The organism is Empedobacter sp. 225-1, assembly GCF_030328185.1.
Lineage (GTDB): Bacteria > Bacteroidota > Bacteroidia > Flavobacteriales > Weeksellaceae > Empedobacter > Empedobacter stercoris.
In genome coordinates this window covers 1-12,939 of the sequence record NZ_JACALO010000010.1, presented here as the reverse complement: position 1 = coordinate 12,939, position 12,939 = coordinate 1, and the positions used below count along the sequence as shown (strand labels likewise).

General features: G+C 33.0%; 12 protein-coding genes. 10 read left to right on the top strand and 2 right to left on the bottom strand.

Annotated features, from left to right (window positions below):
- Positions 1-23 precede the first annotated feature (23 nt).
- Both HX088_RS04400 and HX088_RS04395 read right to left on the bottom strand, forming a co-directional pair.
- The gene (locus tag HX088_RS04400) at positions 24-1,283 is read right to left on the bottom strand and encodes a D-alanyl-D-alanine carboxypeptidase/D-alanyl-D-alanine-endopeptidase (RefSeq protein ID WP_286483543.1); all 1,260 of its coding nucleotides are present in this window, start codon (positions 1,281-1,283) and stop codon (positions 24-26) included.
- The gene (locus tag HX088_RS04395) at positions 1,283-2,185 is read right to left on the bottom strand and encodes a mechanosensitive ion channel family protein (protein WP_171622616.1); all 903 of its coding nucleotides are present in this window, start codon (positions 2,183-2,185) and stop codon (positions 1,283-1,285) included. Before HX088_RS04395 ends, HX088_RS04400 begins: the two co-directional genes overlap by 1 nt.
- Positions 2,186-2,361: 176 nt before the next feature.
- Between HX088_RS04395 and HX088_RS04390 the strand changes: the two genes are divergently transcribed.
- The 10 genes from HX088_RS04390 to HX088_RS04345 all read left to right on the top strand — a co-directional run bounded on the left by HX088_RS04390 (position 2,362) and on the right by HX088_RS04345 (position 12,467).
- Complete coding sequence (locus HX088_RS04390) at positions 2,362-3,666, top strand: OmpA family protein (RefSeq protein WP_188319553.1); 1,305 nt, start codon at positions 2,362-2,364, stop codon at positions 3,664-3,666.
- 111 nt (positions 3,667-3,777) lie between these two features.
- Entirely contained in the window at positions 3,778-4,908 is a 1,131-nt protein-coding gene (tgt, locus tag HX088_RS04385) for a tRNA guanosine(34) transglycosylase Tgt (protein ID WP_171622607.1), read from the top strand.
- Position 4,909: 1 nt separating this feature from the next.
- Positions 4,910-6,004: an LptF/LptG family permease gene (locus HX088_RS04380; RefSeq protein WP_225538877.1), complete on the top strand. Its 1,095-nt coding sequence runs from the start codon at positions 4,910-4,912 to the stop codon at positions 6,002-6,004.
- Positions 6,005-6,191: 187 nt separating this feature from the next.
- On the top strand, positions 6,192-7,442 hold the full coding sequence (locus HX088_RS04375) for a T9SS type A sorting domain-containing protein (protein ID WP_171622609.1): 1,251 nt from the start codon (positions 6,192-6,194) through the stop codon (positions 7,440-7,442).
- A 317-nt stretch (positions 7,443-7,759) separates the two neighbouring features.
- Positions 7,760-9,682: a threonine--tRNA ligase gene (gene thrS / locus HX088_RS04370; protein WP_225538875.1), complete on the top strand. Its 1,923-nt coding sequence runs from the start codon at positions 7,760-7,762 to the stop codon at positions 9,680-9,682.
- Between the two features lie 59 nt (positions 9,683-9,741).
- The gene (infC, locus tag HX088_RS04365; RefSeq protein WP_225532389.1) at positions 9,742-10,251 is read left to right on the top strand and encodes a translation initiation factor IF-3; all 510 of its coding nucleotides are present in this window, start codon (positions 9,742-9,744) and stop codon (positions 10,249-10,251) included.
- A gap of 59 nt (positions 10,252-10,310) precedes the next feature.
- A complete protein-coding gene (gene rpmI, locus HX088_RS04360; protein ID WP_038337133.1) occupies positions 10,311-10,508 on the top strand; it encodes a 50S ribosomal protein L35 in 198 nt (65 codons plus the stop codon).
- Positions 10,509-10,602: 94 nt separating this feature from the next.
- Complete coding sequence (rplT, locus tag HX088_RS04355) at positions 10,603-10,947, top strand: 50S ribosomal protein L20 (RefSeq protein WP_171622611.1); 345 nt, start codon at positions 10,603-10,605, stop codon at positions 10,945-10,947.
- A gap of 88 nt (positions 10,948-11,035) precedes the next feature.
- Entirely contained in the window at positions 11,036-11,701 is a 666-nt protein-coding gene (locus HX088_RS04350; protein ID WP_286483542.1) for a phosphatase PAP2 family protein, read from the top strand.
- Positions 11,685-12,467: a nitrilase-related carbon-nitrogen hydrolase gene (locus HX088_RS04345; protein WP_225541717.1), complete on the top strand. Its 783-nt coding sequence runs from the start codon at positions 11,685-11,687 to the stop codon at positions 12,465-12,467. The genes HX088_RS04350 and HX088_RS04345 overlap by 17 nt, the downstream gene beginning before the upstream one ends.
- Positions 12,468-12,939: the final 472 nt, after the last annotated feature.

Genomic DNA, 12,939 nt, shown 5'->3' with positions numbered 1-12,939 from the left:
AGGCTTTTTTATTGTGAAAACTTTTAATAATGATCTCTCACAATTCTTAAGAGTTTTTCATTCTCATTTCTGATCCACGATAAATTTTTAACTGAATTATTATTCATTAAACTAAAAATAAGTGTTCGACCAGATTTAGTTTTCAAATAACCACTCAACGTTACATTATTACTTAATGTTCCTGTTTTAGCGTAAATATAGGGTTGCATCGTATCTCTGTATCTATTTTTTATAGTTCCAGTTTTACCTCCAATTGGGAAAATAGAAAACAAACGTTCTTCTGGAAATTCGTTATACATTTTTTCTAAAACTTGTGAAAAACTTTGCGGTGTAAACAAATTGTAACGCGACAAACCAGAACCATCAAACCATTCGGGTTGCTGTTTCAACTCTTTTAATAAGTTTTGCTTTGCATACGCTATAATTTCTGCAGCACTTAATTTCCCTGGTAATGTACTCGAAGCTAAAATCAATAAATGTTCTGCCAAAAAATTATCACTATTCTCCATCATTTCGCGGTAAACATCATCTGACTTCTGACTGTAAAAAACTTTTGCTTCTCTTGCCATTGGCGATTTGACCATATCAACTGGTTTACCCAAAATTTGCGACAATGATTTTTCGATTACCGTTTCATTTACAATAAAGGGTACTTTTGCTGAACGTTTTTTGTTGCTGATATAAAATTTATTATCATAAAAACTCCTTGGTTCTGGCATTTCTCTAATTTCTGTTAATTCTTCGAAATAAGTAGGAAATGTTTTGATGGAATTCCCGTTTTTAGAAATAGACACTAAGTTTTCATGAATCGGGAACTGACTTCTTTCTGGTGAATAATCTTTTCTAAAATCATCCCAAGTCCATCCTGGTAAAAAAGATTCTTCATCAAAATTATTCCAATGAAAGATAAGTTTAGATCCATTATTTTTCAAAAAGTCTACTGCTCGTGTATTTTTATATTTTGGGTGCAAAAATGTTGGATCTCCAGTCCCTTGTACATGTAATTCATCGTTAATTAATTGATATTTAAACGCAGGAATCGAATCATTCAACATCTTCATCGCTGTATAAAGGGTGAAGATTTTGGTGTTAGAAGCAGGAATAAAAAACTTGTTCCCATTGTAATTATACAATTCTTCATTTGTTATTGGATCATACAAATAGAATCCTGTAAATTGAGTCGAGTAGAAATCTGAGTTAAGATGCTGATCAATTAATTCTTTCTTCTGTGCACTTATTTGCACAGAAGAAAGAATTAAAAATATAATCAAAAAATACTTCATTATTCTTTGTTTTCTAATGGATTTGTAGGTGAATTGGCTTCATTTTTAAAAACCATTTCCGTATGAGGATAAGGAATTGAAATATGATGATCATCTAAAGCATATTTCACTGCTCGATACAACTGCCAATAAGCGGTCCAATAATCGCTATTTTTAACATAACAACGTATGGCTAAATTAACGCTACTATCAGCAAATTCTAAAATTTCTACGGTTTTTGATTGTGCATCATCAACCAACTCATTTTTATCTAAAACATCTAATAATACTTGACGAGCTTTGTCAAAATCGTCATCATACGAAATACCTACATTTACATCTAACCGACGGTATTCTTTGACCGAATAATTGATGATTGGATTATTAAATAAATTACCATTTGGCAATGTAATAATTTGACCTTTTGCAGTTGCTAAAACGGTATTCAATATATTAATCGATTCTACTGTTCCCTCATGTCCTTGCGAAACAACATAATCTCCAACTTTGAATGGTTTGAAAATAATGATGAGTATTCCTGCCGCAAAATTTGATAAAGAACCTTGTAAAGCTAAACCAACTGCCAAACCAACTCCACCAAGTGCAGCAATCAATCCCGAAGCATTTAGTCCCAATCGATCTACAACGAACATTAAGATGATAACTTTAAAAAAGATATTAATGATTGGTACTAAGAACGAACGAATAGACAAATCAACATTACGCGCTATCATTCTTTTTTCAATAAGGTTTTTCAGTTTTGTTGATATCCAAAAACCGATGGTTAAAGTTAAAATAGCAGAAACCAAGCTCCAACCTATTTCAGAACCTTTTGTGATTAAGATATTGGTGATATATTCTAAATCTTTAAATGGCGTTTCAATCACATCTTTTAAACTATCCACTTTGTCTTCTTCTTGCATTGTCTTATTTATTGTCAAATTAGTTGATAAAATTAATTCCAATCTTACATCTTTTCAAAAAAATATAAAAATTATCACTTTTTTTAACTATTTTTAACCATCATGAACATTGGTACAATATTGGTAAACAACTAATTACAACAACAAAAAAACTATAATTAAAAAAATCGAAAACTATGAACATTATTGATTTAGTAAAAGGGTACATTAACCCAAATTTAATCTCGAAAGTTTCATCAGAATTAGGCGAAAGCGATACTGGAATTTCAAAAGCAATGAGTGCTTATTTGCCTATTTTGTTAGGAAGCTTAGTGGATAAAGGTAGTTCTACCAACGGATTATTTCATGCAATCAAATCTTTTGGTGCTTCGCGAGGATTATCCAATATCTCAACAACACAAGAAACACCAGATAACTTAATTAGTATAATCGCTACTCTTTTAGGAAATAATACACAACCTATTATTGCGAAAGTGGCAGAGTTTGCAGGTATTTCAACAGCTTCTTCATCAAAATTATTGGACTTAACCGCTTTAACAACATTCGGCTCAATAGGAAAAGAAGCTGAGTTTAATAATTTGACAGAACGTGATTTCTTCTCACAATTAGCTGGAATGAAAGATAAAATAGTAGGTTTAATCCCTGCAGGATTAGGACTTGGTGCATTAGGTTTAGGATCTTTCTTTACCGATAAACCCAATATTTCTGAAACCGCTACAGAAACAGTAGAGTCTGCCAAAGAAAAAATTAAAGATGCTTTTGCTGAAGTTAAAGATACGGTTAAACCAGAAGAAAAACCTTTTGTTGAACCTATACATTCTTCTCATAATCATAACGAAAATAATAGCGGTGGCGGATTTTGGAAATGGATAATCCCTCTAATTATTTTAGGTTTAGCTGCATTTTTCTTGTTGAAGTATTGCAAAGACGAAGATAAAAATGTAACAACAGATACAGAAGTAATCACGGATAGTGCGATTTTTAGTACAGACAGTATTGAAACTACAAAAGAATTATCAACAATCGACTTAGACGGAATTGCCTTATCAGGATATGCAAATGGTTTAGAAGATCAAATTATCAAATTTATCAAAATGCCAGAATTTGCTAATTTAACAGAAGATCAATTAAAAGATAAATGGTTTAACTTTGATAATGTGAATTTTGTTTTTGGCAAAACTGATCAATTAGAAGCGGGTTCGGAAGTACAATTAGATAATGTTACAGCTATTTTGAAAAAATATCCTAACGCAAAAATAAAACTTGGTGCTTACACGGATAAAGTTGGTGATGATGCGAAAAACAAAGAGATCTCTCAAAAAAGAGCTGATTACTTAAAAGCTGAATTAGCTAAACGTGGTGTTGGTGCGCAAGTTGTTTCTGCTGAAGGTTACGGAGAAGAGTTTGCAACAGTGGCAGAAACAGCTTCTGATGAAGAAAGAGCTTCTGACCGCAAAATGTCGTTACGTTTTACAAAATAATCATTTCATAAAATTTCTACATAAGGGTAAAGCAAACTTTATCCTTATTTTTTTGTTATTTTTTTCGAAACCAACTCGCAACAAGCTAAACAATTAATATCTTTGCACACTATGAAATTTTCAATCGATAAAAAAGACGAATTTTCAAAGGCAAGAGCTGGAGTTGTAGAAACCGATCATGGTAAAATTCAAACACCTATTTTCATGCCTGTTGGTACAGTTGGTACAGTAAAATCTGTTCACCAACGTGAGTTAGAAGAAGATATTAAAGCCCAAATCATTCTTGGAAATACGTATCATTTGTATTTACGACCAGGAACTGATATTTTACACAAAGCAGGCGGATTGCATCAATTTATGAATTGGCAAAAACCAATTTTGACAGATTCAGGAGGATTCCAAGTCTACTCTTTGTCGACAAGTCGTAAGAAATCCGAAGAAGGTGTACGTTTCAAATCGCATATTGATGGTTCTTATCATATGTTTACACCTGAAAAATCTATGGAAATCCAGCGTTACATCGGTGCAGATATCTTTATGGCTTTTGATGAATTAACAGGAATTCCTGCCAAATATCACGATGCAAAACGTGCCATGCATGTGACACATCGTTGGTTGGAGCGTTGTAGAACTTGGTTGAATAATAATCCTGAATATTACGATCACAAACAAACGCTTTTCCCAATTGTACAAGGAAACGATTTCAAAGAGTTGCGACAAGAGTCTGCAAAATACATTGCCGATTTCGGTGCAGAAGGAAATGCAATTGGTGGTTTATCTGTTGGTGAACCAGAACCTGTTATGTACGAAATGACAGATATCGTAACAGAAATTCTTCCTCAAGACAAACCTCGTTATTTAATGGGAGTTGGGACGCCTTGGAATATTATCGAATGTATTGCACTTGGAGTTGATATGTTCGACTGTGTAATGCCTACGCGTAATGCACGTAACGGTATGTTATTTACATGGAATGGTGTTATGAATATGAAAAACGCAAAATGGAAAGATTGTTTTGAACCATTAGACGAAAGTGGAACGAGCTATGTGGATAGTTATTACACAAAAGCCTATGTTCGTCATTTATTTAATGCACAAGAATCTTTAGGAAAACAAATTGCATCAGTTCATAACCTTGCCTTTTATTTAGATTTGGTAAGAGTTGCAAGAGAGCATATATTAGCAGGAGATTTCGCTCAATGGAAAGAACAAATTGTGCCACAACTAAAACAACGTCTGTAGTTTGAAAATAATTGATAAATACATCATCCGAAACTTTATCGGAACCTTTATCTTCATGGTCTTGATTTTGTCTACCATCGCTGTAATTGTCGATCTTAGTCAAAAATTAGGACGTATTAATGATAGTGGATCCACTGCTTATTCGGCATTAACTCAATTTTACCCCTATTGGTCAATTTGGATTATTAACACCTTTTTACCCATTGCTGTTTTCATCTCCGTGATCTATTTTACTTCACGGTTAACAATGCAAACTGAAATTGTAGGTGTGCTTTCGGGTGGAATTAGTTTTTATCGATTTACCCTTCCATATGTTTGGGTAGCTATATTTTTGGCAATCTCAGCCTTGGTTGTTGGAAACATTGTTTTGCCATGGGCTAATATCAAGAAAAATAAATATGAGTATGTTCATATGCTCAGCAACTCAAAAAAGGAAGAATATTACAAAAGGCAACGCATAGGTTCACAAATTTCGCCAAAAGAATATGTTTTTGTGGATAGTTATGATAGAACAGAAAAATTAGGAAGTTCTTTTGTCTACCAAAAATTTGATTCAACTGAATTAAAAAAACAAATCATTGCCTCAAGTTTTAATTGGAACGACAAAGATTCTACATATGCATTGATAAGTGTTTATACAAGAGAAATAAACAAAGATCATACTGAAAAATTAACGTACGAACCCAATACAAATATAAAATTGCCCGCTTCGCCTGACGAAATTTTACCAGAAGAATATGTTGCAGAAACAATGAATACTTTTGAGCTAAATGAATTTATTCAGAAACAAAAAGCAAAAGGTTCTGCCAATGTTAACACCTATCAAAACGAATTAAACAATCGTCTGAGTGTTCCTTTTTCTACAATTATTTTAACGATTTTAGCTTTATCACTTTCATCTAAAAAACGACGTGGAGGAATCGGAATCAACTTAGCCGTTGGTATTTCGTTAGCGTTTGTGTACATTTTCTTTTCGCAAACAACTTCTACATTTTCCGAAAAAGGATATGTTTCCCCATTTATCGCCTCATGGATTCCGAATATCGTTTTCGGATTACTGACTTTATTTCTCTATTTTAAACGAGCACGAACTTAAAAATATTTCAAAAATCCAGTTTCTAAACGAAACTGGATTTTTTTTGTAATATACATAAATTACTTTCTGTTACAATCGACTTGCTTATTAAATTGAAAATCAATATATTTACTACATTCTTAACATCGGTCAATATCCGTTTTCAGATGTTATAATAGTTGATTTGTTAAACGATAATCATTTTGATATGAAAAAAATATTACGCTTTCTATTTTTAATACTTTCGGTTACTACTTTTTCTCAGGAAACATTAAATACCATGTTTTATAATGTGTTTAAATTTCCGGTTTCACTCCCTCAAAATCGTCAATTGATTTTAAGAGATATTTTAGACGACTACAAACCTGATTTATTTATGATTTGTGAATTGGTAACAGAAAATGGTGCTGATTTAATTCTAAATACCTCGTTGCAAAATCAACCTGACAAATTTGCGCGCGCGCTTTTTGTTGCGGATACAACCAAATTAGATGATCCCTTGCAAACAATGGTTTTTTATAATACACGTAAATTAACATTGGTCAACCAGCAACGAATCCCAACAGTCTACCGCGATATCAATCAATATTCTTTTCAATTGAATACAACGTCCAACGATCCTATTCATTTAGAAGTTTTTGTAGCTCATTTAAAATCGAGTACAGGACCTGCTAATCGTCAAATGCGTTTGGAAATGGTACAAGAAGTAACAAAATCATTAAAAAATTTAACACAACCCAATACCTATGTACTTTTTGCGGGTGATTTTAATTTTTATAATTCATCAGAACCAGCTTATCAAGAAATTTTAAACCCTGAAAATGCTATTTTGATGGTAGATCCCTTAAATGCACCAGGGAAATGGCAAAACAATCCGGATTTTAGTTATTTACATACTCAGAGCACTCGTGTTTCAAACGTCGGTTTTGGTAGCGGCACTAACGCAGGAGCAGGCGGTGGATTAGATGATCGTTTTGATTTTATTATGATGAGCGATAATTTCAAGAACAGCACACGTTTATCTTATGTAAACGATAGTTATAAAGCCTACGGAAATAATGGAAATTGTTTGGACAAAGACGTAAAAGATCCCGATTGTACGGGGATTTACTCACAAACATTGCGAAATAATTTATACAATATGAGTGATCATTTGCCTGTTGTAGCGCAATTTAAAATACACGAAAGTTTAAACACAAAAACAATTGACTCAAAACCTTTTATTTGGTTACAATCATCTACGATAACAAATGAAAAAATTACAATTGGTATTGATAAATCTCGATTGAACGCTCAAAACAATACGCTTTTTATTTACAATTCAGTTGGTCAATTGGTACAACCTGTACCACTAAATAATCAATCGAGCATCACAATTGATTGTCAAGCCTTAGCTTCAGGAGTTTATTACATAAAAACAAAAGAGTCAAACGAAGTTTTAAAATTTATAAAGAAATAATATTTCTAATTTACTTATTGATGAAAAATTTATTATTCCAACCTTAATTAGTTTAATTCTTTATGCTCTAATTACACGTCCTGGATTTTTTAATTTAATTCCATACTCTATTCATCAAAACTTGTTTAGAAATAGTATTCGAGAAAATATTTTCATTTACCTTTTTGATTTTTTATTTTGTGTAGCTATCTGGTTTATCAGTTATAAATTCATTAATCCCAAACGATAATATTTTAATCAAAATCAACCCTTTAAAAATTTCGTCAACTTACAGAAAATTCGTATTTTTGCATCTTAGTACAAATTCTAAAAGTAAGATGATAAACATTTCTCTTCCAGATGGAAGTGTAAGACAGTATGAGAGTGGCGTAACACCTATGGATGTAGCGCTTAGCATTAGTGAAGGTTTAGCACGTAATGTCATTTCGGCTATAGTAAACGATAAACAAGTTGAAACAACAACCCCAATCACCACAGATGCAACGATCAAATTGTTAACCTGGAACGATGAAATGGGTAAAAAAGCTTTTTGGCATTCGTCTGCTCACTTATTAGCACAAGCTATTGTTGAGTTTTATCCAAACGCTAAATTAACAATCGGACCTGCAATTGATAAAGGTTTCTATTATGATGTTGATTTTGGGGAAGATAAATTTACAGAAGCTGATTTTGCGAAAGTTGAAAAAGCAATGTTAGAGAATGCAAAGAAAAAAGCTGAATTCAAATTATATTCAGTTTCAAAAGCTGAAGCGTTAGAAACATATAAAGACAACGAGTACAAAACAGAATTAATCTCTAACTTAACAGACGGAGAAATCACATTCTGTACACATGATAACTTTACAGATTTATGTCGTGGTGGACACATTCCAAATACGGGAATTGTAAAAGCTGCTAAAATATTGAATGTTGCGGGTGCATATTGGCGTGGCGACGAGAAAAATAAAATGTTAACGCGTGTTTATGGTATCACATTTCCAAAACAAAAAGATTTAACAGAATATCTTGAGTTATTAGAAGAAGCTAAAAAACGTGATCACCGTAAATTAGGGAAAGAATTAGGTTTATTTGCTTTCTCTGAAAAAGTTGGTGCAGGTTTACCACTTTGGTTACCAAAAGGAGCTGCTTTAAGAAGAAAATTAGAAAACTTCTTATTAAAAGAGCAACAAAAAATGGGATACGAAATGGTTATCTCTCCACACATTGGTCAAAAAGAGTTGTATGTAACTTCTGGTCACTATGCAAAATATGGTGCAGATAGTTTTCAACCAATAAAAACACCAAACGAAGGAGAAGAATTCTTGTTAAAACCAATGAACTGTCCTCACCACTGTGAAATTTATAAAACGTCACAATGGTCGTACCGCGATTTACCAAAACGTTATGCTGAATTTGGTACAGTTTATCGTTACGAACAATCAGGAGAGTTACACGGTTTAACACGTGTACGTGGATTTACTCAAGATGATGCTCACTTGTTCTGTACACCAGATCAATTATTAGAAGAATTCAAAAAAGTAATTGATTTAGTACTTTATGTATTTACAAATCTTGGATTTGATAATTATTCGGCTCAAATCTCATTAAGAGATCCCGAAAACAAAGAAAAATACATCGGTTCTGACGAAAACTGGGCAAAAGCTGAGCAAGCCATCATCACAGCAGCAGAAGAAAAAGGTTTACCAACAGTTGTAGAATATGGTGAAGCAGCCTTCTACGGACCTAAGTTAGACTTTATGGTGAAAGATGCATTAGGACGTCAATGGCAATTAGGAACAATCCAAGTGGATTATAACTTACCAGAACGTTTTGATTTAACTTACACTGGAGCAGACAACGAAAAACACAGACCTGTAATGATTCACCGTGCGCCATTTGGCTCTATGGAGCGTTTCATTGCTATCTTGTTAGAAAATACAGCAGGTAATTTACCACTTTGGTTAACACCAGATTTATTCACAATTTTACCAATTAGTGAAAAATATGTGGAATATGGAGAAAAAGTATTAAATTTGCTGGCCGAAGAGGAAATTAACGGATTGATTGACAGTAGAAATGAGAAAACTGGTAAAAAAATTCGTGATGCCGAAATCAGCAAAATTCCTTTCATGTTAATCATCGGTGAAAAAGAAGCAGAAAACGGTACAGTTTCTGTAAGAAGACACGGAGAAGGTGATTTAGGAGAGATGACTATTCAAGAGTTTATCAACTTCATGAAAGAACAAATCAAATTAAAATAATTTAAAACAGAATAACTATCGCAATTAGAAGAAAAGGCGGCAGAGGTCCAGCCAGAGTAATTAAGGAAGATCAACATAAGATCAATGATAAGATTGACGCGAAAGAAGTACGCGTTGTTGGAGAAGGTATAGAACCTGGTGTATATCCAATTTCTAAAGCTTTAGAACTTGCAGAAGAACAAGGTTTAGATTTGGTTATGATCAGTGAAAAAGCCATTCCACCTGTTTGTCGTGTCGTAGAGTACAAAAAGTTCTTATACGAACAAAAGAAAAAAGAAAAAGAGCTTAAAGCTAAACAACAGAAAATTGTCGTTAAAGAAATTCGTTTCGGTCCTCAAACAGATGATCACGATTACGAATTCAAAAGACGTCATGCAAGATCTTTCTTAGAAGAAGGTTCTAAATTAAAAGCATACGTTTTCTTTAAGGGACGTTCTATTATCTTTAAAGATCAAGGAGAAATCTTATTGTTACGTTTAGCACAAGAATTGGAGGATGTTGGAAAAGTAGAACAAATGCCAAAACTTGAAGGTAAAAGAATGATTATGATGATGGGACCTAAGAAATAATTAGGTTTCATTATCTTACAAAAAAATAAAAACGTTTTAATTTTAAATAATTTGTAATCATGCCAAAATTAAAAACAAAATCTGGAGCGAAAAAACGTTTCAAATTAACAGGAACAGGTAAAATTAAAAGAAAACACGCTTTTAAAAGCCACATCCTAACAAAAAAGGAAACTAAACAAAAGAGAAATTTAACTCAAACCGGTTTAGTGGATCAAGCTGATGTTCATTCAGTAAAACAACAATTAAGATTAAAATAAGAACTTGTTCTTATTTGGTTTATTAATTCATTATTAACCCTGTCGTTGGGCCTTAAAGCAGAGAAATCTCGCCCACTACAAAAAAATTAAAATTATGCCAAGATCAGTAAACGCAGTTGCGTCAAGAGCTAGAAGAAAAAGAGTTTTAAAACTTGCAAAAGGATATTTCGGAAGAAGAAAAAATGTTTGGACTGTTGCTAAAAATGCAGTAGAAAAAGGATTAGTTTACGCTTACCGTGATAGACGTCAAAAGAAAAGAAATTTCCGTGCGTTATGGATTCAAAGAATTAACGCTGGAGCAAGATTACATGGATTATCTTACTCTAAATTTATGGGTGCTGCAAACAAAGCTGGTATCGAATTAAACCGTAAAGTTTTAGCGGATTTAGCGATGAACCACCCAGAAGCTTTCAAAGCTATCGTAGAAAAAGTAAAATAATTTTTTTTAAACAATATTAAAACGTTTTAAAACTTGGCTATTTAGTCAAGTTTTTTTTTGCCTAAATTTGAACAAATAATAATTTTCGATGAATCAACAAAAAGACTTATTTCTAAGAATTTGGCCCTTTTTTATTGTATTTTTTATCTACAATTTTGCTGCTATTGCCATGACACAATATTTTGGTCGCGATGAATTGCATTTGCATTTCAATAAATATAGCAATCATTACTTCGATAAATTCTTTGTATTCTATACAGATTTCGGAACCTACTATTTATTTTTCATCTTGCTCGGCTATCTTTTATGGAAAAAAACACAACGATATTTTTATTACCTATTCGTTTCAGGTGCTGTTGCATCAACAATAAGTGTCTTTTTTAAGAATGTATATTTTGAACAAGTTTTGCGTCCAGGATACTATTTCACTCAAAAGAAAATAGACATCGTTTTGGTCAAAGATTACGCGATACAAATGGCATCAACTTTTCCATCAGGACATTCATTAACAGCCGTTATAATCTCGATGATGTTGTGTTTACTCAAAAAAAACCGATGGTTACAACTTTTTTTCGCTTTACATTTTCCAAGTATTGCAATTAGTCGAATTTATTTATCGCGCCATTTCGCTATCGATACAGTCGGTGGAGCACTTATCGGATTTTTTATGTTTATCTTTACGTATTACATCATCAATCATTCGAATAATCCAAAACTAGATCATAAATTTATCAACAATGGAAAAGCAAACTAAACTAAAAATATCATTGATTCAATACGATGTTATATGGGAAGATGCGAAAGCAAATCAAACCTATTTAGACAAATTGTTAAGCAATCATCAAACCGATATTATATTGTTACCCGAAATGTTTGCTTCAGGATTTTCGATGAATGTAGAAAAAATTGCTCAGAAACCTTTTGGAGAAACATTCGAATGGATGCAACATAAAGCTAAAGAACTGAATTCTGCGATAGCTGGAAGCATTTCTACACACGAGAATAACAACTACTATAATCGTTTTTACTTCGTCTGTCCAAGCGGCTCTATTTACATATACGACAAGAAACATTTGTTTAGTTATGGAAAAGAAGCGGGTGTTTACGCTGCAGGTGATAAAATTGTCACCATAGATTATAAAGGATGGCAAATTCGACCAATTGTTTGTTATGATTTACGTTTTCCGGTTTGGATTCGCAACACAAAAGAAGATCCATATGATTTGATTCTTTGTAATGCCAGTTGGCCAAAAGCACGCCGTGAAGCATGGATTTCGTTATTAAAAGCAAGAGCAATAGAAAACATGGCTTTTGTCGCAGGCGTAAATAGAACTGGTATAGATGGCTATAATCTCGTTTATCAAGGAGATTCTCATCTTTTTGATACCTTAGGCCAAGATTTAGAAACGATAAACAAGCATGCAGAAATTTTACAATTCGAGATTGATAAAGAACAACAAGATAAAACTCGTCAACATTTCAATTTCTTGAACGATCGAGATTCATTTTATTTTGGATAACTCATAGCTCAACTTCGGTTGGGCTTTTTTTATGGCGTTCCCTCGCCAGCTAGCATCCTATTAAATTATATGAATCCCTTAACGCTCGGTCGGGCTATCCGCTGCAATCTTTTGTTTGGAGTAACATAGCACCTAAAAACAAAATCCTTCGTCAAACAAAAGGATTTCCACCACTATCCCTAACGCGGGTTTTAAGTTATAACCATAAGACATTAATAAAACTTTCATTCTGTGAGTTTATCGAGGAATCTCAACACTTCGTCAGTTCGATTGAAAATCTATGATTTTTGTATCGAGAACTTAGACCTAAAGAACGCATTTCAGCTTCGTGAAGCTCTAATATCTAATTACTAACATCTCAAAAAGTCTAAACACAAAAAAAGCCTCAAGAAATAAATCTTGAGGCTTTTGATAAAAACTGGCGACGACCTACTCTCCCGCAATAGCAGTACCATCGGCGCAGGCAGGCTTA